This is a genomic window from uncultured Sphingomonas sp. (assembly GCF_964235535.1).
Taxonomy (GTDB): domain Bacteria; phylum Pseudomonadota; class Alphaproteobacteria; order Sphingomonadales; family Sphingomonadaceae; genus Sphingomonas.
This window is the reverse complement of record NZ_CAXSBH010000012.1, coordinates 40,810-61,933: the sequence shown is the minus strand read 5'-3', so window position 1 is coordinate 61,933 and position 21,124 is coordinate 40,810. Positions and strand designations below refer to the sequence as shown.

Below are 21,124 nucleotides of genomic sequence, written 5' to 3'. Positions count from 1 at the left end.
TCCGCTCCATGGCCATCTTGCAATGTTCAGGCCGCGCGCACCTCATACGGCCTGATCTCTCCCGCCAGATACAGGTTGCGCGCCTTGGTTCGGCTGAGCTTGCCCGAACTGGTGCGGGGGAGGGTGCGCGGCGGGATGAGCTCGACCACGCAGTTCATGCCGGTGACGGCGCGCACCCGTTCGCGGATCTGGCCGAGCAGACGCCCGCGCTCGTCCTCGTCCGAGCTACGGCACTGCACGAGGACGGCGGGGGTCTCCTCGCCGCCGGGCGTGGTAATCGCAAAGGCGGCGATGTCGCCCGCCTTGAAGCCGGGCAGCTGCTCGACGGCCCACTCGATATCCTGAGGCCAGTGGTTGCGGCCGTTGACAATGATCATGTCCTTGGCGCGGCCGACGATATAGAGATAGCCGTCCGACAGATAACCCATGTCGCCCGTGTCCAGCCAGCCGTCCGCCATGCAGGCGGCGGTCGCGTCGGGATCGCGGAAATATCCGACCATCACCGAAGGCCCCGAACACCAGACCTTGCCAATGACGCGTTCGGGCAGCGGTGCACCGTCTTCCTCGCGAACCTCGACGCGCATATCGCGGGCGGGGCGGCCGCAATTGACGATCGCGCGGTAACGACGGGGATGCGCGTTGTCGTTCGCCACCCCGGGCTCGCGTCCGGACAGCTCGGTCTCTTCGACCAGCTCGACGCGGATGCCCTCGCCCGGCGGCATGATCGACACCGCCAGCGTCGCCTCGGCGAGCCCGTACGAAGGAAGGAACGACGATGCCTTGAAGCCGGCGCCCGCGAACGCGTCGACGAAGGCCTGCATGACGTCGGGGCGGATCATGTCCGCGCCGTTCCCCGCCACGCGCCAACGCGACAGGTCGAAGCGGTCGGACGCGCGGGTCTGGCTCGACATACGCCGGGCGCAGATGTCGTAGCCGAAGGTGGGCGAGTAGGACATGCTGGTGCCGGCGTTGCGGCTGATCAGGTCGAGCCAAGCGAGCGGGCGGCGCGCGAAATCCTCGGTTTTGAGGTAGTCGGTCGACATCTGGTTGGCGACCGGTGACAGGAAGCAGCCGACCAGTCCCATATCATGATACCAGGGCAACCAAGATACGCAGCGGTCGGTGTCGATCACCTCCATGCCATGGCTATGCGCGGCCAGGTTGTTGAGCAGCGCGCGGTGCGTGATCGCGACACCGTGCGGAAACCGCGTCGATCCGCTCGAATATTGCAGATAGGCGACCTGGTCCGGGCTCGCGACGGGCAGCGGCGTGTCCGGCGCGGGGCGGGCGGCGAGTTCGGCCCAATCGATCGCGGGTACACCGCTCAGGCGAGCGGCTTCGCCCGCCATTTCGCCGAGCTCGGGCGGGTGAAGCAGGAGAACGGGGTCGCAACTGGTCAACTGAATGCGGAGCTGGTCGATATAACCGTCCTTGCCGCCGAACGAGGTCGGTAGCGGCAGTGGGACGGGCCAGGCGCCCGCATAGACGACCGCGAAGAACAGGGCGGCGAACTCGGGTCCGGTCTCCGCGATCAGCGCGACGCGGGCTTCGGGCGCGACGCCCGCCGCGAGCAGCCGCCGGGCGCCGGCCAACGCGTCCGCGCGCAGCTCGGCATAGGGGTAGGCGCGGTCGAGCACGCCGCGCGCATCATGAAAGTTCAGGCCCCGCGCACCGGTGGCGGCATAGTCGAGCGCCGCGCCCAGCGTCTCGAAATCAGCGAAGCGGCGAGGAAGGTCGTCCGCCGTCGGTGTCGGCTTAAGCGACTTGTTCCCGGCCGGCTGCTCGATCGTCATACCCGGTTGTTCCTTCTGGCCCCGCGCGCGGTCGTGTGTTCGAGCTTGGTCAACGCCGATACGCAGGCACCCGTCATGTTTTCGATTGGCGGAGTCCGATGTCAGTGTGGCACAAACATGACGCATGCGCCCCGACCGCCGTCCGATCCCGCCGCTCGACGGCCCCAAGCTCAACCGGCTGGCGTTGCGCTATGTCGAGCGTTTCGCGACGACGCGGGGGCGGTTGGCCGATTATCTCCGCCGAAAGATTCGCGAACGGGGCTGGGAGGGGGAGCCCGCCGATCCGGACGCATTGGCCGAGCGGATGGCGGAGCTCGGTTATGTGGATGACCTCGCCTTTGCGGAGGCGCGCGCGCGGTCGATGGGCAGACGCGGCCTGGGCGCGAGACGGGTCGCGGACGTGCTCCGCCATGCGCGCGTACGGGCCGAGGACGCCGAAATAGTAGCTCCGCAGATCGAGGAGCGCGGGCCCGAGGCCGCGTTGGCCTTCGCGCGGCGCAAACGGATCGGCCCGTTCGCCGCTGCTCCCGCCGACCGGGAGCAGCGCGTCAAGCAATTGACGGCGATGGCGCGCGCGGGCCATGGCTACGATCTGGCCAAACGCATCGTCGACGCCCCCCCGGGCGTGGACCTCGATCCCGACGAGTTGCGGTAAGCGATCCGCTTTGTTGCAAGCACGACGGGGTGTGGCTAGCAAAGACGCCCAAGGGATTGACGCATGGGTGATCTGACCTCCGCCGCCGACGAGCCGCACGCCGTGATCGGCGGCGAGGACGACGCGTTGCGCGCGGCGGGCGTGGTCAAATGGTTCGATGTGACGCGCGGCTTCGGTTTCGTGGTCGCGGACGATCCGGCGGTCGGCGACGTGCTGATCCACTTCTCCGTACTGCAGGCGTTGGGTCGCCGCAGCCTGCCCGAAGGTGCGCGGATCGAGGCGATGATCGTCCGGAGGGATCGCGGCTTCCAGGCGCGAGAGATCACCGCCGTCGACCTTTCGACCGCCGCGCCGGAACCGCCGCGTCCCAAACCGTCGGGCGACCGCGTCGATCCGGTCGCGCTGATCGAGGCCGCCGGGCCGTTCGAGCCGATGCAGGTCAAATGGTTCAACCGTTTGAAAGGGTACGGCTTCCTGGTCCGTGAGCGCGACGGCGCCGATGTGTTCGTTCACATGGAAACGCTGCGCCGTGCGGGGATGATGGCGGTCGAACCCGACCAGCCGATGCGCGCGCGCGTCGTCGAGGGGCGCAAGGGCCCGTTGGCGGTCGCCGTCGAAGGCGACGAATGAGGCGCTCTTGGTGGGCGGTGCTCGCCGCCCCCGTGGTCGGCGCTCTCGTGATTGCCGGGTGCGGCGATCAGGGCGAGATGAGTTCGGGAACGGGAGCGGATACCGCATCCGATCTGGTGCCAGTCACGGTCAGGACCGCGTCGGGCCCGCACCGGTTCCGGGTCGAGCTGGCGGACAACGTCCCCGAGCAGGCCGCCGGGCTGATGTACCGGACGGACCTGAAGCCGGATGGCGGAATGCTGTTCGCGCCTTATCCGGCCGAAGGCGGGCCGCCGCGCGAGGCGAGCTTCTGGATGCGGAACACACCGTCCTCGCTCGACATCGTCTTCATCCGAGCCGACGGCACGATCGCGCGGATCGCGGAGAACACCGTGCCCCTGTCCGAAGCGCCGGTCCCGTCCGGTGAACCGATCGCGGCGGTGCTGGAGGTTCCGGGCGGGCGCATGGCGGAACTGGGCGTGGCCGAGGGGGACCGGGTAGAGTGGCCGGCTCCCGGGCGGTGACGCGGTTGAAGGACGCCTTCAAGCCGGGTAAGCGTGGCCAAATGGGCTTTCTCGCATCGATCTTTACCTGGTGGAACGGCGCTACGCTGGGTACGCGCTTTGGGTTGCGCAGCATGAAGCGGGTCGGCGACGATGAACTCGGCAACGTTTATTACGAGGGTGCGCCGCGCACCGACGGGCGTAACCAACGCTGGGTGATCTACCAGGGATCGAACGACGCCAGCCGCGTGCCGCCCGAATGGTTCAGCTGGCTTCATCATCAACTTGACGGCGTGCCCGACATATCGATGCCGCCCGCGCGGGCATGGCAGAAGCCCATGGCGCCCAACATGACGGGCACCCCGCTCGCCTATCGTCCGCAGGGTGCGCTGGAGAAGGGTGGCAAGCGCGCCGAGGTAACGGGCGATTACGAAGCCTGGACGCCGGAGGGATGAACAGGCGGACTACCGCGACGGCGTTGGTCGCGGCGGCGGTCATCGGGGCGGGTGGATGGCTCGGCTACCGGACGCTTGCCGATGGCGACGCTCCTGCCGCTATTCGGACGTCGCCCGACGAGGCCGTTGAAGGCGGCGAGGTGATCGGCGAGGTCGAAACGGTCGCGGCCGGCGAGGCGCAGGCGATCGATACGGGTTCGACGCCGATGCGCGAACGCGTGGCGGTGCTCGGACTGCTCAACAAGCGCAACGGTCTGGCGCGCGACGTGACGCTCAGGCCCGGGCAGGCGGTGCGGCTGGGCGATACGGTCGTGCGGTTGCGAGCGTGCGAGCGGACCGCCCCCTGGGAGGCGGAGGAGCTGACCGGAGCCTTCGTTCAGTTCGACGTGCGCGAGGCCGATCAGCGGTGGAAGCGCGCGTTCTCGGGGTGGCTGTACAAGGAACGGCCCGGGCTGAACGTCGTCCAGCATCCCGTCTACGACGTCTGGACTAAAAGCTGCGCGACCGTTTTTCCGGAAAGCGGCGCGGATACGGTGGCGCTCGACCCGGGTGCGGCGACGGCTGGGACGCCCAGCCGATCAAGGGCGCGGAAGTCGCCCGCGCCCGCGCCGGACAGCGCGAGCGAGCGTTCGTCCGCGCCGCAGAGCGCTGCACCCAGCAACTCGATATAGCGTTTGCGCCCGATCTCGACCGCACCCAGTGTGGCGAGGTGGTCGGTCTGGAATTGGCAATCGAGGAGAGTGAAGCCGCCGACCCGGAGCCGCGCGACGAGCCAGGCTAGCGCGACCTTCGACGCGTCCGTCGCACGGCTGACCATCGACTCGCCGAAGAAGGCGCGGCCGAGCGCCAGGCCGTAAAGGCCGCCGACGAGGCGGTCGCCGTCCCAGCATTCGACCGAATGCGCGAAGCCGCGCGCGTGAAGCTGCAGGAACACCTGCTCGATGTCCGTGTTGATCCACGTCTCCGGCCGATCGTCGACCGCCTCGGCGCATAGCGTTAGCACTTCGGCGAAGGCCCGGTCGGCGGTGACGCGGAAGCGGTCGGAGCCCACAACCTTGCGGAGCGAGCGCGAGAGGTGGAAGCCGTCCAGCGGCAGCACCGCGCGGCGGCGCGGTTCGACCCAGTGGACGCCGGCGGCATCGCGGTGGTCGGCCATCGGGAACACGCCCACGGCGTAGGCGCCGAGCACCAGATCGGGGTCGAGCGGGACCGCGCGTACGCTCAAAACACGTTGCTCAAGCGGCGAGGCGGCGCTCGACCGCGCGCCATACCTCGACGAAGGCGAGCGCGGCGGCCGAGCGGGGCGCGAACGCCCCGATCGGGACGCGGTCGGCGGCGGCCGCCTCCGCCCCGCTCGCCATCGGCACCACCGGCCAGTCGGGCTCGGCGCGGAGTGCGTCGGCATGGAGGCGGCGGCGGCGGTCGACCATCGAATGGACGGGCAGCACCGGCGTGCGGCCGCGTAAGTGGTCGATTACCTCCCGGTAGGCACGCGTCGAGAGCGCGGACGGCACCACGGGCACGAGCACGAGATCGGCGGCGCGCATCGCCTGATCGGCGGTCTCGGTCAGGCCCGGCGGACAGTCGAGCAGGACGCGGTCATGGTCCAGCGCGTCGATCAGGCGACCCAGGCGCTTCTTCTTGTCGAGATCGTGCAGCAGGTGGTCGAGCCCGCGCAACGACGCGTCGGCCGGGAGCAGGTCCAGCCCGGGATAGGCGGTCGGCCGCACGAGCCGGGCGGGCTCGACATCGCGCGAGAACACGGCCTGCGCGCGGTCGCGCCGCCGGTTCTCCGGACGGTCGTCATACAGGATCCAGCTGGCGGCGGCCTGGGGATCGAGATCCCACAGCAACGTCCGCCGGGCGGAGCGGACCGCCGACGCCCAGGCCAGATTGACGGCCAGCGTGGTCTTGCCCACGCCGCCCTTCAGGGAATAGATCGCAACCGTCGCCATGCGGGCCGACCGTGCCGCGCCGTCGGCCCGCGCGCAAGCCTCAGCCGCGGCAGCTCTGGGCGGGCTTGCCGGGTTGCGCGAGCGTGACCGTGTCGGGACCGCCGGTCAGCGACCAGCCGCCCTCGGCGACCAGCGGCTGGCCCGCCGCGGGTGCGCGCAGCGTGGTCGGCGCGCCGCCCTCCTCGGTACGGACGAACGCCTGGGCATCGCCCTGGAAGAAGGTGACGTAGGCGAGGCTGTTGTCCTTGCAGCGGAGCGTCTTCTCCGCCTTGATCGCAGGCGGCAGGGCCACGGGCGGGGCGGCGGCGAGCTGGTTCGCCATCGGATCGGGGTTGGTGTCGACCACCTCGGGGGCGGGTTGCTGACAGCCGGTGAGCGCAAAGGCGACGGCGACGGCGACGGGGAGGAGGATGGTTTTCATGACGCGGCGGCGCTTGGCGGAGGCGTTAACACTCGTCAAGCCGGGCGGCGGACCCCGCGCAAGCCGAGCTTTAGCCCGGCGGTGAGCACTTGCCTTGCCGAGCATGCAAGCGCGCGTCATTGGCGCGGACCATGACCATCCTATCCGACCCGCTCGCGCTAATCGGCAACACGCCGCTCGTTCGGCTCAAGAGCCCGAGCGAGGCGGCCGGGGCCGAGATCTTCGGCAAATGCGAGTTCAACAATCCGGGCGCGTCGGTGAAGGACCGGGCGGCGCTGTTCATCGTCGAGGATGCGGAGGCGCGCGGGGCGTTGCTGCCCGGCGGCACGATCGTGGAGGGAACGGCCGGAAATACGGGCATCGGCCTCGCGCTCGTCGCGAACGCCAAGGGGTACAAGACAATCATCGTCATGCCCGAGACGCAGAGCCGCGAGAAGATGGACACCTTGCGCGCGCTGGGCGCCGAGCTGGTGCTGGTGCCGGCCGCGCCCTTTTCGTCGCCCTGCCATTTCGTTCACATCTCCCGGCGGATGGCGGAGGAGACGCCGGGGGCGGTGTGGGCCAACCAGTTCGACAACGTCGCCAACCGCCGCGCGCACATCGTCGGGACCGCCGAGGAGATCTGGGCGCAGATGGACGGCCGCATCGACGGCTTCACCTGCGCGGTCGGGACGGGCGGAACGCTGGCGGGGGTCGGGCTGGGACTGAAGGCCAAGGACGATCGCGTGACGATCGCGCTCACCGACCCGGACGGAGCGGCGCTGTACGACTATTACGCGCACGGGGAGCTTCGGAGCGAGGGCAGCTCGGTCGCCGAAGGGATCGGGCAGGGGCGCATCACGGGCAACCTGGAAGGCGCGCCGGTCGACACGCAGTTCCGGGTGTCGGATGCCGAAGGGTGGGATTGGGTCAAGCGGCTGCTGGGCGAGGAGGGGCTGTGCCTGGGCCTGTCGGCGGGGATCAACGTGGCCGGCGCGGTCAGGCTGGCGCGCGAACTGGGGCCCGGATCGCGCGTGGCGACGATCCTGTGCGACACGGGCTTCCGCTATCTGTCGACGCTGCACGACCCCGAATGGCGGGCGGCCAAGGGGCTCCCCGCCTGACGCGGATCGACAGTCGCTCGACATCGGGCTAGGCTCGTCGCCGAAATGAAACGGTTCGCCGATGAAAAATCGCAGACGGCGCAGCGGGTCCGGGTCGGGACGATCGGGCTTCTGGCGATCATCCTGCTGATCGGGCTGGCCTCGGTCATCCTGGGTCGTGTGCGTGACGACCGAGCGCCGGAGGCTGCGGGCGGCAGCAACGCGTCCGTGGTCGCGAACCTGGCGACGACAGACGAGACGGTCCTGAACAAGTCGGAGGAGCCGTTGGCCGATCTCGGCGTCGCGCCCGGATCGGCCAGCGTCGATGCGGCGGAGAACGCGAAAGGCCGCTGAGTCGGCCACCGAAGCCGGCATCCCGAAAAAAGAACGATGGGTGTGCGCTGTGTCCCGGACGACGGCCGATCAATCCACATTAGGATAGTTATCCCCAAAAATCCCGTAATCTCCCGTTGCGTCCCGATGGGGTGATTGGTACACCCAAATCACAACGGGGCAGACTCATCGTTCGCTGGAGACAGGGGCGGATCGCGGCGAAGGTCGCGGGCCGAATGCGATGGGTCGTGCGCCTCCCGGATGTGAGGGTGGCGTGTCGGACAGGCGTCTGTATCAGGGTGGGGGGCTCGGGCTGGTGGACGACAAGGGTCGCGTCTCCATCCCGAACGCGCTCCGTTCGATCCTGGCCGAGAACGCGCCGCGGCCCGACGGCAAGGATGGCGGAACCATCATCGTCGCGGTGCACGAGGACCAGCCGTGCCTGATGGCGTACGATCCCGCCTACCTCACCGAGCTGAAGGTCGAGCTCGACCGCCGCGCCGAACTGTCGCGCGGGGCCGACGGCAAGATCGATCCCAACATCAAGCGTGGCGGCGCGAACGGCGAGGCCGTGCCGTTCGACGGGTCGGGCCGCTTCATCATGCCCGGCTTTCCGCGATTCCACGCCGGGATCGGGCAGAACGCGTTCTTCTGGGGCACCTTCGACTATATCGAGATCTGGGATCCCGCGACGTTGCTCGCCACGCCGGGCGTCGCGCCGGCGATGGTGTCCGCCTGCCGGTACCATTGCCGGGAAAAGGGGATCGCGTTTTGAGCCCCGACACGAACGGCGCCCCGCACGTCCCCGTGCTGCTGGACGAGGTGGTGGGCGCGCTCGCGCCGGTCCCCGGCGAGGTCATGGTCGACGCGACCTTCGGGGCGGGCGGCTATACGCGCGCGCTGCTGGGGCGGGGCGCGGCGGTGATCGCGTTCGACCGCGATCCGGACGCGATCGCGGACGGTCGGACGCTGGAGGCCGAGTCGGACCTGCGTCTCGTTCACGACGACTTCTCCGGGCTTGAGCGCGGGATCGACGCGCCCGTCGACGGCGTGGTGATGGATATCGGCGTATCGTCGATGCAGCTCGACCGGGGCGAGCGAGGTTTTTCGTTCCAGGCGGACGGACCGCTCGACATGCGGATGAGCCGGGAGGGACCGACCGCGGCCGACTTCCTGAACGACGCGGACGAGGGAGCGATCGCCGACGTCATCTACACCTATGGCGAGGAGCCCAAATCGCGGCGGATCGCGCGCGCGATCGTGGAGGCGCGGCCGCTGACGCGCACGGGCGAGCTGGCCACCGTCGTGCGCCGCGCGCTGGGGCACAGGCCGCACGATAAGAAGGATCCGGCGACCCGCGTCTTCCAGGCGATCCGCATCCACGTGAACCGCGAGCTGGGCGAGCTGGCCGACGGGCTCGCAGCGGCCGAGCGCGTGCTCAAGCCCGGCGGACGGCTGGCGGTGGTCACGTTCCATTCGCTCGAGGACCGGTTGGTGAAGCGGTTCCTGCGCGACCGGTCGGGCGCTGCGCCCGGCGGCTCGCGCCACCTGCCGCAAGGGCCAGGCGGCCCGGCGGCGAGCTTCGAGAAGATCGGGCCGGCGGTGAAGGCGGGCGAGGCCGAGCTGGCGCGCAATCCCCGCGCGCGGTCGGCGACTTTGCGTACGGCGCGGCGAAGTGCTGCCGCGCCCTGGTTGGAGAAGAGCATATGACCGCGGCATACAGGTTCAAGGGGCTGGGCTGGTTCGCGAGCTGCACGGCGATCGTGCTGGGCTTCTATCTGGTCTCGCTTCAGGTCGCGTCCGAGCGGAACAAGCTCGATGCGTTGAACGGCCGCATCCGCACCGCCGAACGCGACATCCGCGCGCTCGAGACCGAGTTCGACACGCGCGCGAACCTGCAGCAGCTGGAACGGTGGAACGGAGACATCCTGGCGCTGTCCGCGCCGGTCGCGGGCCAGTTCGTTCGGCATGAGGCCCAACTGGCGTCGGTGCGCTTCGACGGGCCCGCGCCGCTCAGCGGAGCCGAGATGAAGACGGCGGCGCTGGTAGTGCCGTCGATGCCCGCGATCGAGCCGATCGCGGCACCGGTGGTGGTCGCATCGATCCCAGCACGGGTTCCGGTTGCGTCCGCATCCACGCCGACGCCTGCCCGACAGCGGATAGCATTCGTCGTCGCAAAGGCGGCCACGACCGCCAAGATGGTCGCGTCCGCGCCCAAACGGATTGCGCGGCCGGACCTGGTCCGACCGCAGGCGTCGGTGGCGGTCGCGTCTGACTCCGCCTCCGTCTCCACCGAGCGTCGTCCTTCGGCCAAGCCGCAGCGCGTGGCGATGCTCGACGGCGACCTGTTGTCCGACCTGACCTCCCGCGCCCGCGACGAGGCGGGACGCCGTTGACCCTGGTGCTGGCCCGCCCGCTGGCGTCCGGCCGCCGCACCGCCGGGCAGCGTCATGCGCTGGTCGCGGTCGCGCATATGCGGCTGATGATGCTGATGCTGCTGTTCGCGGCCGGCGTGACGCTCGTGATCGGCCGGCTGGCGATGCTGGCGCTGATGTCGGGCGGCGAGACGCAGGCGGGAATGCTCCAGCGGAGCCCGCGCGGCGACATCGTCGACCGCAACGGCCAGCCGCTGGCGCGCACGATCGACGCCTGGACGATCGCGGTGCATCCCAGGAAGCTGATCGGCGACCCGGCCGAGATCGCGACGAAGCTGGCCGAGCTGATGCCGGACAGGGGCGATCAGGCGTATTTCCACCGGCTGCTAACGAACGATGTCTCGTTCACCTATCTCCAGCGGCGCGCGTCGCCCGCGCTCGTCGAGGCGGTGAACGCGATCGGCGAGCCTGCGATCGTATTCGACCGCGAAACGCAGCGGCTCTACCCGCAATCGACGATGGCGGCGCATGCGCTCGGTTTCCTGTCCACCGACGGCCACGGTATGTCGGGGATGGAGCGTGTGCTCGACGAGCGGCTGACCAACCCGGCGTTGAACGGCAAGCCGGTCGCTCTGTCGATCGACACGCGCGTCCAGGCGGCGATGGAGTCGGAACTCGGCCGCGCGATGACGGCCTATGGCGCGCGCGGGGCGGCGGGGCTGGTGCTCGATGTCGACACGGGCGAGGTCGTGTCGATGGTGTCGCTACCCGTGTTCAACCCTAACCGGGTCGGCATGGCGGGCACGGAGGAACTCCGCAACATCAATACCCAGAGCGTGTACGAGCTGGGTTCGACCTTCAAGGTGATCACCGCCGCGATCGCGCTGGAGACCGGGGTCGCGAACCTGTCGCGCCGGTTCGACGCGACGGGCGCGCTCCAGGTGGGGCGGTTCAGGATCAAGGACGATCATCCGCAAGGCCGGTGGCTCAATATTCCCGAGACCCTGGTTCATTCGTCCAATATCGCCACCGCGCGCATGGCCGACGAGATCGGCGCGGCGCGGATGCAGGCGATGTTTCGGCGGCTGGGATTCGACACCAAGCCCGATATCGAACTGCGTGAAAAGGGCCGGCCGCTATGGCCGACCTTCTGGGCCCGGACGACGGTGATGACGACCGCCTACGGCCATGGAATCGCGGTGACGCCGCTGCATCTGGCGAGCGCCTACGCCGCGATGATCAACGGCGGCGTCTGGCGACCCTCTACCCTGCTGAAGGTCGAGCCGGGTCGCGCGCCCAAGGGCCGGCGCGTAATCAGCGCGGAGACCAGCCGGCGGATGCGGCAGATGATGCGGCTGATCGTGCAGGAGGGCACCGGCCGCAAGGGTGAGGCTCCGGGCTACCGCGTCGGCGGCAAGACTGGGACGGCCGAGGTCGCGCAGGGCGGCGGGTACGCATCGAACGCGAACGTATCGACCTTCGCCGCGGCGTTCCCGATGGACGCGCCGCGCTATGTCGTGATCGCGATGATGGATTCGCCGAAGCGCGTCGAGGCCAATCAGTTCCAGACCACGGCGGCCTACACCGCCGCGCCGGTCGTCAGCCGGGTGATCGCGCGGACGGGCGCGATCCTGGGCGTAATCCCCGACGACCACGTCGATGTCGACCAAAGCGACGTCATGCCGCTGCTGTGGCGCGCGCCGGGCGAGAGCGGCGGGCATGGCGAATGAGGCTCTGGAAATGAGGCTGGGCGCGCTCACCGGCGGCGACGAGACCGCGGCGGTGACGGGGTTCGCCATCGATCACCGGAAGGTCGCGCCGGGCACGGTGTTCGGAGCGTTCCCGGGCGCGCATTTCGACGGCGAGGCGTTCATCCCGCAGGCGATCGGCAGCGGCGCGGTGGCGGTGGTGGCGGGGCCGAACGCGGTGGTGCGGGGCGCGGCTCATATCGCCGACGCCAATCCGCGCAGACGCTTCGCCAGGCTGGCGGCGCGGTTCTTCGAACCGTTTCCGCAGGTGGCGGTGGCGGTGACCGGCACCAACGGCAAGACGTCGACCGTTGAGATGTGTCGCCAGCTGTGGCGCATGGCGGGGCATCATGCGGCTTCGATCGGGACGCTGGGCGTGACGACCGCCGACGAGCGCGTCGTCACGGGGCTGACCACGCCCGACATCGTCACCTTCCTGTCGAACGTGGCTGGGCTCGCGCGCGAGGGCGTGACGCATCTGGCGTTCGAGGCGTCGAGCCATGGGCTGGATCAGTACCGGACCGAGGGCGTACCGGTCTCAGCGGCGGCGTTCACCAACCTGTCGCGCGACCATCTCGATTATCACGGAACGATGGAGGCGTATCTCGACGCCAAGCTCCGGCTGTTCGCGGAGATGCTTGGCGTCGGCGGCGCGGCGGTGGTGTGGGCGGACGATCCCATGGCCGGCCGGGTCGGCGAGGTCACCCGGAAGCGCGGCGCGCGCGTGCTGACGGTGGGCGAGCGCGGCGAGCTGCTGCGGCTCGTCGGTCGGACCCCGACGCTGCTAGGCCAGACGTTGGCGATCGAGGCGGAGGGCGCGACGCACATCGTCGATCTGCCGTTGATCGGGGCGTATCAGGCGGCCAACGCGCTGGTCGCGGCGGGGCTGGTGATCGCCACGGGCGGCTCGGTCGATGCGACGCTCAAGGCGTTGGCGCGGCTGCAGCCCGTGCGGGGGCGGCTGGAGCGCGCGGCGATCGCGCGGTCGGGCGCGCCGGTCTATGTCGATTACGCGCATACGCCTGACGCGCTCGAGGCGGCGATCGCCGCGCTCAAGCCGCATGCGGGCGGGCGGCTGATCCTGGTGTTCGGGGCGGGCGGCGACCGCGACCCGGGCAAACGCTTGGCCATGGGCGCGGTCGCGGCGACCGGGGCGGCTCACGTGATCGTCACCGACGACAATCCGCGCACCGAGGACGCGGCGGCCGTCCGCCGCATGGTCCTGGAGGGCGCGCCGCAAGCTTTGGAAATCGGGGACCGGCGTGACGCGATCGCGGCGGCGATCGGGGAGGCCGGGCCGCACGACGTCGTGCTGGTGGCCGGCAAGGGGCATGAACAGGGTCAGGTCATCGGCGACCTGATCCTTCCTTTCGACGACGTGGCCGTGGCCAGGGAGTATGCAGCATGAGTGTGACGGAACGCAAAGCGATGTTCGAGCCTCGCAAAGACGAGGGCAAGCGACCCAAGCTGGGGCTGAAATTCGGGAGCGGGGAGACCTCCGCGCGGCCGTTGCCCCGGGTGGAAGGCGCGCGGTGAGCTTATGGACGGCCGCCGAGATCGCCATAGCGACCGGCGGCACGGTTCAGGGCGACTTCGAGGTAACAGGCGTCGCATTCGACTCTCGCGAGGTGGAGTCGGGCGACCTGTTCGTGGCTATGTCGGGTGAGGCTACCGACGGGCACCGCTTCCTGCCCCACGCCTTCGCGGCGGGCGCGGGCGGCGCGATAGCGTCCGAACGGTGTGACGGCCCGCATGTGCGGGTGGCGGACGGGTTCGCGGCGCTCCAGGCGCTCGCGCGCGCGGCGAGAGACCGGTCGGCGGCGCGGATCGTCGGGGTGACGGGATCGGTCGGCAAGACATCGGCCAAGGAGGCGCTGTACGCCGCGCTGGAGCGGTCGAACCACGGCCAAGTGCACCGGTCGGTCAAGAGCTACAACAACCATACGGGCGTGCCGCTCAGCCTTGCGCGGATGCCGCGCGACGCCGGGTTCGGCGTGTTCGAAATGGGGATGAATCATGCGGGCGAGCTCGCCGCGCTGACGCGGATGGTCAGGCCGCATGTTGCGATCGTCACCGCGATCGCGCCTGCGCATCTGGAGTTCTTCGCCGACGAAGCGGCGATCGCCGATGCCAAGGCGGAGGTGTTCGAGGGGTTGGAGCCAGGCGGGACGGCGATCGTGCCATTCGACAGCCCGCACCGCGACCGGCTCGTGGCCGCCGCGCGCGAGCACGCGGAGCGGGTGGTCACGTTCGGGTTGGAGAAGGGCGCGGACGTCCATGCTCGCGAGGCAATGCGGGTGGGGACGGGCGGCACGTTCGTGACCGTGACGCTGGGCGGCGGGCGCGAGCTGAGCCTCACGGTCGGGCAGCCCGGCGCGCACCATGTGTCGAACGCGCTGGCGGTGCTGGCAGCGGTCGATGCGCTCGGCGCGGATTTGGGGCAGGCGGGGCTGGCCTTGGCGGAGCTGGGTGGGCTGGCGGGTCGCGGCGCGCGGATCAGGGTGCCGGTCGCGGGCGGCGAGGCGCTGGTGATCGACGAGTCCTACAACGCCAACACCGCATCGATGCGCGCCGCGCTCGCCGTGCTGGGCGACGAGCCGGGGCGGCGGATCGCGGTGCTGGGCGAGATGCGCGAGCTGGGCGAGCGATCGGGCGAGCTCCATGCAGGATTGGCAGATGCGGTGATCGCCGCGCGCGTCGAACGGGCGCTGCTGGTCGGCGAAGCGACGGTGCCGCTGGCGCGCGCGCTTGAGGGCGCGGTGGATCTGGTGCATGTCGTTGACGCCAACGCGGCGCTGTCGTCCTTGCGCGATCTGATCGCGCCCGGCGACGCGGTGCTGGTCAAGGGGTCGAACGGGGTGGGGCTGTCACGCGTGGTCGCAGGCCTCGGAGGCGCATAGGTGCTGTATTGGATCGCGGAGGCGCTGGGCTTTCCCGGCGCTCTGAACCTCATCCGCTACCTCTCATTCCGCACGGGCGGCGCAGTCGCGACCGCGCTCGCCATCGGGCTGGTGATCGGGCCGAAATTCATCGGCTGGCTGCGCGTGCGCCAGGGCAAGGGCCAGCCGATCCGCGCCGACGGACCGCAATCGCATCTGGCCAAACGCGGCACGCCGACGATGGGCGGGCTGATGATCCTGACCGCGCTGACGCTGGCCGTGCTGATCTGGATGAACTTGTCGAGCCCGTTCGTGTGGGCATGCCTGTTCGTGACGCTAGGCTTCGGCGCGATCGGATTCATGGACGATTGGGACAAAGTGCGCAAAGCCAGCACGGCGGGCGTGTCCGGGCGAACACGGCTGCTGCTTGAGTTCGCGGTGGCGGGAATCGCCGCGCTGATCGTCATGCGGCAGAACGGAACGCCACTCTATTTCCCGTTCACCGACCGGTATTATCTGGAGCTAGGCTGGTTTTACCCAGTATTTGCGGCGTTCACGATCGTGGCGTTCGGGAACGCGGTGAACCTGACCGACGGGCTCGACGGGTTGGCTACGATGCCGGTGATCATCGCTTCGGTGGCGTTCATGATCATCGTCTATCTTGTTGGGAATGCACGTTTTTCCGAGTATCTGGGCATCCCGCACGTCGTGGGGGCGGGCGACCTCGCCATCTTCTGCGGCGGGATCGTCGGCGCGGGGCTGGCGTTCCTCTGGTTCAACGCGCCCCCCGCCGCCGTGTTCATGGGCGACACGGGAAGCCTCGCGCTCGGCGGCGCGCTGGGAACGATCGCGGTAGTGTCGCATCACGAAATCGTCCTGGGGATCATCGGTGGGCTGTTCGTGGCGGAGGCGATGAGCGTCATTATCCAAGTGTTTTTCTATAAGCGCACCGGGCGGCGGGTGTTCAAGATGGCCCCGATCCACCATCATTTCGAGCAGCTGGGGTGGAGCGAGCCGACGGTCGTGATCCGGTTCTGGATCATCAGCCTAGTGCTGGCGCTCGCCGGCCTGTCGACGCTGAAGCTGCGGTGATCACGAGCCGGACTTGGGCGGGGCAGCGTTACGCCGTGCTCGGGCTGGCCCGGTCGGGCACGGCGGCCGTGCGCGCGCTGGTCGCGGGCGGGGCGAATGTGATCGCGTGGGATAAGGATGAGGAACGGCGCGGTCCCTTAGCCCCTTCCTTTCAGGGGAGGGGTTGGGGAGGGGAACGCCATCAGCCGAGTGGGTCCCGGGGTGCTAGCTCGTTGACAGCGGCCCCCTCCCCAAACCCCTCCCCTGAAGGGGAGGGGCTTACTATCGCCGACCTGGACACTGTCGATCTCGCCGGGCTGGATGCGTTGGTTCTGTCCCCCGGCGTGCCGCTGAACACGCATCCGCTTGTCACTAGGGCGCGGACAGCTGGACTCACGGTGATCGGCGACATCGAGCTGTTTGCGCAAGCGAGGGCGGACCTGCCCACGCACAAGGTGGTCGGCATCACCGGCACGAATGGCAAGTCGACCACGACTGCGCTCGTCCACCATATCCTGCGGACGGCGGGGGTGCCGAGCCTTATGGGCGGCAATATCGGGTTGCCGATTTTAGCTCAGGAGCCGCTGCCCGGGGGCGGCGTGTATGTGCTCGAGCTGTCGAGCTTTCAGATTGACCTCACGGCCACGCTCGATTGCGAGGTGGCGGTGCTGCTGAACGTCACGCCCGATCATCTCGACCGATATGACGGGTTCGACGCCTACGCCGCTTCCAAGGCTCGGCTGTTCGCGATGCAGTCGGCGAGCCATGAGGCAGTGATCGGGATCGGGGACGACGCCTCCGCGAAGATCGCGCGGTCGTTGTCGGGGCGCGGGGAGCGATTGACGAAGATCGCGCCGGGCGTGTGCATGGATCAGTCGCGCTGGCCCGCGTTGCAGGGGCCGCACAACGCGCAGAACGCGCTCGCCGCGATCGCGGTCGGACGGGCACTGGGAGTGGGCGAGCAGGACATCACGCGCGGGCTCGAGAGCTTTTCCGGACTGCGGCATCGGATGGAACAGGTCGCGGTTCGGAACAAAGTTTCGTTCGTGAACGACTCCAAGGCCACGAATGCGGAGGCAGCCGCTCCGGCACTGGGCTCGTTCGAGCGGGTGCATTGGATATTAGGCGGTCGCGCGAAAGGCAACGACCTGGACGCTTGCCGGCCGCGGTTCGATCGGGTCGTGCGAGCCTACACCGTCGGCGAATCGGGCCCACACTTCGCCACATACCTGCGCGAGGCGGGCGTTGCGGTCGAGGAGGCGGGGACGGTGGCCCGCGCCGTCGAGGCGGCTGCGAGCGCCGCCCGGCCGGGAGAGGTCGTGCTACTGTCGCCCGCCGCAGCGTCGTTCGATCAGTTTCGCAATTTCGAAGAGCGCGGCGATGTATTCCGCGCGTGCGTGGGGGAACTGGCGTGAGCGACGCTCTGGGGCGCGGCGAGCAGGCGAGTGCGCAGGCGGGCGGGATCATGTCACGCATGAAGGGTCGGGGCGGGCGCGGCGACCGGTCGCCGCTCGGCACCTGGTTCTGGGATATCGACCGCGTGCTGCTGTTGCTGACGCTGTTCCTGATCGCGATCGGGCTGCTGGCAGTAGCGGCCGCCTCGCCCGCCAGCGCCCGACGCTATTCGGGCGAGGCGGTGCGGATCGCGCCACTATATTACTTCTGGCGGCAGCTGATGTGGGTAGGCGTGTCGCTGCCCGTTCTGGTCGCGACGTCGATGCTACCCGTGGCGGCAGCGCGGCGTTTGGCGTTGATCGGGGCGGCGTTGTTCGTCGCGCTGCTCGCCCTGACGCCGCTGATCGGCGTGGAGGTGAACGGGGCCAGGCGCTGGATCGGCCTCGGCATCGCGCAGTTTCAGCCTTCCGAGTTCCTCAAACCGATGTTCATAGTCTCACTCGCCTGGATCCTCTCGCTCAAGGCCAAAGACGAGGAGCTGCCGACCGTGCTGCTGACCGGAGGCGCAACCGGGTTCGTCGCGCTGCTCCTGATGCTCCAGCCTGATTTCGGGCAAACGATCATCTTCTGTCTCGTTTGGATGGCTCTGTTAATGATCGCGGGAACGCCGACCAAGATAATGGCCGGGCTGGCGGCGATGGTGCCCGTCGGATTGGTCGCAGCATATTTCTTTTATGGAACCGCACGCAATCGGATTGACGCTTTCCTGTTTCCCGATGTCGAAGGCGTCGGCGCTGGAGACCATTTTCAAACGGACGCGGCGCACCGGACGCTTACGTCGGGCGGATGGACGGGAACGGGGCCGGGTGGCGGCAACGCCAAGTTCGGACTGCCCGAGGCGCATACCGACTATATCTTCTCCGTCATCGGCGAGGAATTCGGGCTGATCGCCTGTTCGGTGATCGCGGTAGTGTTCCTGGCGATCGTCGTGCGCGTGTTCGTCAAGCTGCTCGACGAGCAGGACGAATTCCGTCTGCTCGCGGCTGCGGGGCTGGCGACGCAGTTCGGGGCGCAGGCACTGGTGTCGATGGCGGTCAATACGGGGCTTGCCCCGTCGAAGGGGATGACGATGCCGTTCATCAGCTATGGTGGATCCTCGACGATCGCATTGTCGGTTGGCATGGGGTTGCTGCTGGCGTTCACCCGGCGCAATCCGTTCCTGACGCGGAGCCCTTATGTGGTCCGCTGGAGTGGACAATGACGGCAAGGCATTTCGTACTCGCGGCCGGGGGCACCGGTGGGCACATGGTGCCGGCGGCGGCGCTGGCGACCGAGCTGGGGAGGCGTGGACACCGGGTTGCGCTGGTCAGCGACGAGCGTGGGATTCGCTTTCCGGGGGTCTTCGCTGATGGTCCCGGGGGCGTGCAGACGCATGTGCTCCCGGCCGGCCGGATCGCGGGCGGGCCCGTCGGATGGTTGCGGGCCGGGCGCGAGATGCTACGCGGGCGGTCGATGGCGCGCGAGCTGTACCGGACCTTCAAGCCAGAGGCGGTGATCGGCTTCGGCGGCTATCCGGCGCTGCCCGCACTGCTGGCGGCATTCGCGGACGGCGTGCCGACGGCGGTCCACGAGCAGAATGCGGTGTTGGGGCGCGTCAATCGGTTGGTCGCGGGGCGGGTCGATGCGATCGCCACATCGTACGCGAAGACCGAGCGGCTGGCGGGCAGGTATGCGGGCAAGGTGCGGCACATCGGCAACCCGGTGCGTGAGGCGGTGCTGGCTTTGCGGAGTCGGCCCTATCCGCTGCTGGAGGAGGACGGCATCTTCCGCGTGCTGGTGACGGGGGGTAGCCAGGGCGCGACGATCCTTGCCGACGTGGTGCCCGACGGGCTGGCGATGCTGCCGATCACCTTTCGGCGGCGGCTGCAGGTAACGCAGCAGGCGCGGATCGAGGACATCGACGCGGTGCGCGCCAAATACGCCGCGCATCAGATACCCGCCGATCTCGCCACTTACCTGCCCGATATGCCCGAGCACCTGGCCTGGGCGCACCTCGTGATCGCGCGCGCGGGCGCATCGACGATCGCCGAACTGACGGCGGCGGGGAGGCCGGGCATCTTGGTGCCCCTGCCGAGCGCGACCGACGACCACCAGACGGCCAACGCGCGCGAGATCACCACGGCGGGCGGCGCGCGGACGATCGCGCAGGGCGACTTCACCGCGGTGGAACTGGCCAAACAGATGCAGAAACTGGGGCTGGACCCGGCGGCGCTGGAGAACGCGGCCGGGCGGGCGCGGGCTTGCGGGAAGCCGGACGCGGCGCGTGAGCTGGCCGATCTGGTCGAGAATCTGGGCGCGCCCGTATCGCGACTGCCGGTCGGGGTCGCCAACACCAGGCGCAAGGCGGCGTTGGCGGGAGCTTTCGGCGCGTGAGAATGGCCGCGACCGACATCGGCGTGATCCACTTCGTGGGGATAGGCGGGATCGGCATGTCGGGAATCGCCGAGGTGATGATGAACCTGGGCTACCGCGTCCAGGGGTCGGACGTCGCCGAGGGGTATGTCGTCCAGGGCTTGCGCGCCAAGGGTATTCCCGTCGCGATAGGGCACAGCGCGGACAATCTGGGCGAAGCGGCCGTAGTGGTCGTATCGACCGCGATCACGCGGTGTAATCCGGAGGTGGAGGCCGCGTTGGAGCGGCGCGTGCCGGTAGTGCGGCGGGCGGAAATGCTGGCGGAGCTGATGCGGCTGAAATCGACGGTCGCGGTGGCGGGCACGCACGGCAAGACGACGACGACGTCGATGGTGGCGGCTCTGCTCGATGCGGGCGGGGTTGATCCGACCGTCATAAACGGCGGGATCATCAATAGCTACGGGTCGAATGCGAAGCTCGGTGCGAGCGACTGGATGGTCGTCGAAGCGGACGAGAGCGACGGGTCGTTCCTTCGGCTCGATGGCACGGTGGCGGTCGTCACCAATATCGATCCCGAACATCTGGACCATTACGGCTCGTTCGAGGCGGTGAAGGACGCGTTCGTCCAGTTCGTCGAGAACGTACCCTTCTACGGCGCGGCCTTGCTGTGCCTCGACCATTCGGAAGTGCAGGGCATCCTGCCTCGTTTGCGCGACCGACGAGTGGTGACCTACGGCTTTTCGGCGCAGGCGGACGTGCGCGGCGTCAACGTCGTGCCCGTCGCGGGGGGCAATCGGTTCGAGTGTCTGGTGCGCGCGCGCGACGGGTCGGTTCGCTCGATCGAGGGGATCGAGTTGCCGATGCCGGGCCGCCACAACGTTCAGAACGCGCTGGCGGCGATCGGCGTGGCACTGGAGCTGGGGATCGACGACGCGACGATCCAGAACGGCTTCGCGAAGTTCGGCGGGGTGAAGCGGCGTTTCACCAAGGTCGGCGAGGTAGGCGGCGCGACGATCATCGACGATTACGGTCACCATCCGGTCGAGATCCGCGCGGTGCTGGCGGCGGCGCGTGAGGGTGTGCGCGGTCGTGTGATCGCGGTGGTGCAGCCGCATCGATACTCGCGGCTCGGCGCGTTGATGGAGGAGTTTCAGACGGCGTTCAACGACGCCGACCGGGTGCTTGTGACGCCGGTCTATGCGGCGGGCGAGCAGCCGGTCTCGGGGGTGGACTCGGACGCGCTGGTCGAGGGGTTGAAGCGGCGCGGGTATCGGTATGCGGCGACGGTCGCGGACGCGGATGCGCTGGCGGTGGAGCTGGTGGGGACCATCGAGCCTGGCGATATTGTGGTGTGCCTGGGCGCGGGCGACATCACTAAATGGGCGGCGGGGCTTGCGGACGCGATCGCGGCACGGCGCGAGCGGGCGGCGGCGTGAGC

22 protein-coding genes and 1 pseudogene are annotated in these 21,124 nt (G+C 69.0%); 19 read left to right on the top strand and 4 right to left on the bottom strand.

Going from position 1 to position 21,124, the window contains the following annotated elements; genetic code table 11:
* Window positions 1-26: 26 nt before the first annotated feature.
* A complete protein-coding gene (locus ACFE7F_RS06085) occupies window positions 27-1,793 on the bottom strand; it encodes a fatty acyl-AMP ligase (RefSeq protein WP_375402952.1) in 1,767 nt (588 codons plus the stop codon).
* Window positions 1,794-1,917: 124 nt separating this feature from the next.
* On the opposite strand from ACFE7F_RS06085, the gene ACFE7F_RS06080 reads away from it, so the two are divergent.
* From ACFE7F_RS06080 to ACFE7F_RS06060, 5 genes and pseudogenes are all read left to right on the top strand, one after another.
* The gene (locus ACFE7F_RS06080; protein ID WP_375402951.1) at window positions 1,918-2,448 is read left to right on the top strand and encodes a regulatory protein RecX; all 531 of its coding nucleotides are present in this window, start codon (window positions 1,918-1,920) and stop codon (window positions 2,446-2,448) included.
* A 63-nt stretch (window positions 2,449-2,511) separates the two neighbouring features.
* Complete coding sequence (locus ACFE7F_RS06075) at window positions 2,512-3,078, top strand: cold-shock protein (protein ID WP_375402950.1); 567 nt, start codon at window positions 2,512-2,514, stop codon at window positions 3,076-3,078.
* Entirely contained in the window at window positions 3,075-3,581 is a 507-nt protein-coding gene (locus ACFE7F_RS06070) for a DUF192 domain-containing protein (RefSeq protein WP_375402949.1), read from the top strand. The genes ACFE7F_RS06075 and ACFE7F_RS06070 overlap by 4 nt, the downstream gene beginning before the upstream one ends.
* A gap of 41 nt (window positions 3,582-3,622) precedes the next feature.
* Complete coding sequence (locus ACFE7F_RS06065) at window positions 3,623-4,015, top strand: NADH:ubiquinone oxidoreductase subunit NDUFA12 (RefSeq protein ID WP_375402963.1); 393 nt, start codon at window positions 3,623-3,625, stop codon at window positions 4,013-4,015.
* Window positions 4,012-4,455, top strand: a pseudogene (locus tag ACFE7F_RS06060) (DUF2155 domain-containing protein); the annotation flags it as partial. The gene ACFE7F_RS06065 and the pseudogene ACFE7F_RS06060, both read left to right, overlap by 4 nt.
* 35 nt (window positions 4,456-4,490) lie before the next feature.
* Here the strand turns inward: ACFE7F_RS06060 and aat are convergent.
* The 3 genes from aat to ACFE7F_RS06045 are packed head-to-tail and all read right to left on the bottom strand — an operon-like array spanning window position 4,491 to window position 6,391.
* Window positions 4,491-5,240, bottom strand: coding sequence for a leucyl/phenylalanyl-tRNA--protein transferase (aat, locus tag ACFE7F_RS06055; RefSeq protein WP_375402948.1), 750 nt, complete (start codon window positions 5,238-5,240; stop codon window positions 4,491-4,493).
* A 10-nt stretch (window positions 5,241-5,250) separates the two neighbouring features.
* Window positions 5,251-5,970 (bottom strand): ParA family protein, encoded by a 720-nt coding sequence (locus ACFE7F_RS06050; protein ID WP_375402947.1) that lies wholly within the window; start codon window positions 5,968-5,970, stop codon window positions 5,251-5,253.
* A gap of 40 nt (window positions 5,971-6,010) precedes the next feature.
* The gene (locus tag ACFE7F_RS06045; RefSeq protein ID WP_375402946.1) at window positions 6,011-6,391 is read right to left on the bottom strand and encodes a hypothetical protein; all 381 of its coding nucleotides are present in this window, start codon (window positions 6,389-6,391) and stop codon (window positions 6,011-6,013) included.
* A 131-nt stretch (window positions 6,392-6,522) separates the two neighbouring features.
* On the opposite strand from ACFE7F_RS06045, the gene ACFE7F_RS06040 reads away from it, so the two are divergent.
* From ACFE7F_RS06040 to murC, 14 genes are all read left to right on the top strand, one after another.
* Complete coding sequence (locus ACFE7F_RS06040; RefSeq protein ID WP_375402945.1) at window positions 6,523-7,494, top strand: cysteine synthase A; 972 nt, start codon at window positions 6,523-6,525, stop codon at window positions 7,492-7,494.
* Window positions 7,495-7,539: 45 nt separating this feature from the next.
* The gene (locus ACFE7F_RS06035; protein WP_375402944.1) at window positions 7,540-7,827 is read left to right on the top strand and encodes a hypothetical protein; all 288 of its coding nucleotides are present in this window, start codon (window positions 7,540-7,542) and stop codon (window positions 7,825-7,827) included.
* 253 nt (window positions 7,828-8,080) lie between these two features.
* Entirely contained in the window at window positions 8,081-8,581 is a 501-nt protein-coding gene (locus ACFE7F_RS06030) for a division/cell wall cluster transcriptional repressor MraZ (RefSeq protein ID WP_375402943.1), read from the top strand.
* Window positions 8,578-9,516: a 16S rRNA (cytosine(1402)-N(4))-methyltransferase RsmH gene (gene rsmH, locus ACFE7F_RS06025; RefSeq protein ID WP_375402942.1), complete on the top strand. Its 939-nt coding sequence runs from the start codon at window positions 8,578-8,580 to the stop codon at window positions 9,514-9,516. The genes ACFE7F_RS06030 and rsmH overlap by 4 nt, the downstream gene beginning before the upstream one ends.
* Complete coding sequence (locus ACFE7F_RS06020; protein WP_375402941.1) at window positions 9,513-10,202, top strand: hypothetical protein; 690 nt, start codon at window positions 9,513-9,515, stop codon at window positions 10,200-10,202. Before rsmH ends, ACFE7F_RS06020 begins: the two co-directional genes overlap by 4 nt.
* A complete protein-coding gene (locus ACFE7F_RS06015; RefSeq protein ID WP_375402940.1) occupies window positions 10,199-11,911 on the top strand; it encodes a peptidoglycan D,D-transpeptidase FtsI family protein in 1,713 nt (570 codons plus the stop codon). The genes ACFE7F_RS06020 and ACFE7F_RS06015 overlap by 4 nt, the downstream gene beginning before the upstream one ends.
* A gap of 10 nt (window positions 11,912-11,921) precedes the next feature.
* The gene (locus tag ACFE7F_RS06010) at window positions 11,922-13,337 is read left to right on the top strand and encodes a UDP-N-acetylmuramoyl-L-alanyl-D-glutamate--2,6-diaminopimelate ligase (protein WP_375402962.1); all 1,416 of its coding nucleotides are present in this window, start codon (window positions 11,922-11,924) and stop codon (window positions 13,335-13,337) included.
* Window positions 13,334-13,465: a hypothetical protein gene (locus ACFE7F_RS06005; protein ID WP_375402939.1), complete on the top strand. Its 132-nt coding sequence runs from the start codon at window positions 13,334-13,336 to the stop codon at window positions 13,463-13,465. Before ACFE7F_RS06010 ends, ACFE7F_RS06005 begins: the two co-directional genes overlap by 4 nt.
* A complete protein-coding gene (murF, locus tag ACFE7F_RS06000; RefSeq protein WP_375402938.1) occupies window positions 13,462-14,829 on the top strand; it encodes a UDP-N-acetylmuramoyl-tripeptide--D-alanyl-D-alanine ligase in 1,368 nt (455 codons plus the stop codon). Before ACFE7F_RS06005 ends, murF begins: the two co-directional genes overlap by 4 nt.
* The gene (gene mraY, locus ACFE7F_RS05995; RefSeq protein ID WP_375402937.1) at window positions 14,830-15,900 is read left to right on the top strand and encodes a phospho-N-acetylmuramoyl-pentapeptide-transferase; all 1,071 of its coding nucleotides are present in this window, start codon (window positions 14,830-14,832) and stop codon (window positions 15,898-15,900) included. It begins immediately after the preceding gene.
* A complete protein-coding gene (murD, locus tag ACFE7F_RS05990; protein WP_375402936.1) occupies window positions 15,897-17,294 on the top strand; it encodes a UDP-N-acetylmuramoyl-L-alanine--D-glutamate ligase in 1,398 nt (465 codons plus the stop codon). The genes mraY and murD overlap by 4 nt, the downstream gene beginning before the upstream one ends.
* 59 nt (window positions 17,295-17,353) lie before the next feature.
* On the top strand, window positions 17,354-18,535 hold the full coding sequence (locus ACFE7F_RS05985) for an FtsW/RodA/SpoVE family cell cycle protein (RefSeq protein ID WP_375402961.1): 1,182 nt from the start codon (window positions 17,354-17,356) through the stop codon (window positions 18,533-18,535).
* Entirely contained in the window at window positions 18,532-19,707 is a 1,176-nt protein-coding gene (gene murG, locus ACFE7F_RS05980) for an undecaprenyldiphospho-muramoylpentapeptide beta-N-acetylglucosaminyltransferase (RefSeq protein WP_375402935.1), read from the top strand. The genes ACFE7F_RS05985 and murG overlap by 4 nt, the downstream gene beginning before the upstream one ends.
* Window positions 19,704-21,122, top strand: coding sequence for a UDP-N-acetylmuramate--L-alanine ligase (murC, locus tag ACFE7F_RS05975; protein WP_375402934.1), 1,419 nt, complete (start codon window positions 19,704-19,706; stop codon window positions 21,120-21,122). Before murG ends, murC begins: the two co-directional genes overlap by 4 nt.
* Window positions 21,123-21,124 lie beyond the last annotated feature (2 nt).

What these genes read in the sequence shown, in the direction of transcription:
- ACFE7F_RS06045 (WP_375402946.1), bottom strand. Translation starts at nt 6,391, where the DNA reads ATGAAAACCATCCTCCTCCCCGTCGCCGTCGCCGTCGCCTTTGCGCTC.
- ACFE7F_RS06080 (WP_375402951.1), top strand. Translation starts at nt 1,918, where the DNA reads ATGCGCCCCGACCGCCGTCCGATCCCGCCGCTCGACGGCCCCAAGCTC.
- ACFE7F_RS06020 (WP_375402941.1), top strand. Translation starts at nt 9,513, where the DNA reads ATGACCGCGGCATACAGGTTCAAGGGGCTGGGCTGGTTCGCGAGCTGC.
- ACFE7F_RS05985 (WP_375402961.1), top strand. Translation starts at nt 17,354, where the DNA reads ATGAAGGGTCGGGGCGGGCGCGGCGACCGGTCGCCGCTCGGCACCTGG.
- ACFE7F_RS06075 (WP_375402950.1), top strand. Translation starts at nt 2,512, where the DNA reads ATGGGTGATCTGACCTCCGCCGCCGACGAGCCGCACGCCGTGATCGGC.
- ACFE7F_RS06035 (WP_375402944.1), top strand. Translation starts at nt 7,540, where the DNA reads ATGAAACGGTTCGCCGATGAAAAATCGCAGACGGCGCAGCGGGTCCGG.
- ACFE7F_RS06070 (WP_375402949.1), top strand. Translation starts at nt 3,075, where the DNA reads ATGAGGCGCTCTTGGTGGGCGGTGCTCGCCGCCCCCGTGGTCGGCGCT.
- ACFE7F_RS06040 (WP_375402945.1), top strand. Translation starts at nt 6,523, where the DNA reads ATGACCATCCTATCCGACCCGCTCGCGCTAATCGGCAACACGCCGCTC.
- murG (WP_375402935.1), top strand. Translation starts at nt 18,532, where the DNA reads ATGACGGCAAGGCATTTCGTACTCGCGGCCGGGGGCACCGGTGGGCAC.
- ACFE7F_RS06085 (WP_375402952.1), bottom strand. Translation starts at nt 1,793, where the DNA reads ATGACGATCGAGCAGCCGGCCGGGAACAAGTCGCTTAAGCCGACACCG.
- ACFE7F_RS06005 (WP_375402939.1), top strand. Translation starts at nt 13,334, where the DNA reads ATGAGTGTGACGGAACGCAAAGCGATGTTCGAGCCTCGCAAAGACGAG.
- ACFE7F_RS06010 (WP_375402962.1), top strand. Translation starts at nt 11,922, where the DNA reads ATGAGGCTGGGCGCGCTCACCGGCGGCGACGAGACCGCGGCGGTGACG.
- ACFE7F_RS06050 (WP_375402947.1), bottom strand. Translation starts at nt 5,970, where the DNA reads ATGGCGACGGTTGCGATCTATTCCCTGAAGGGCGGCGTGGGCAAGACC.
- ACFE7F_RS06065 (WP_375402963.1), top strand. Translation starts at nt 3,623, where the DNA reads ATGGGCTTTCTCGCATCGATCTTTACCTGGTGGAACGGCGCTACGCTG.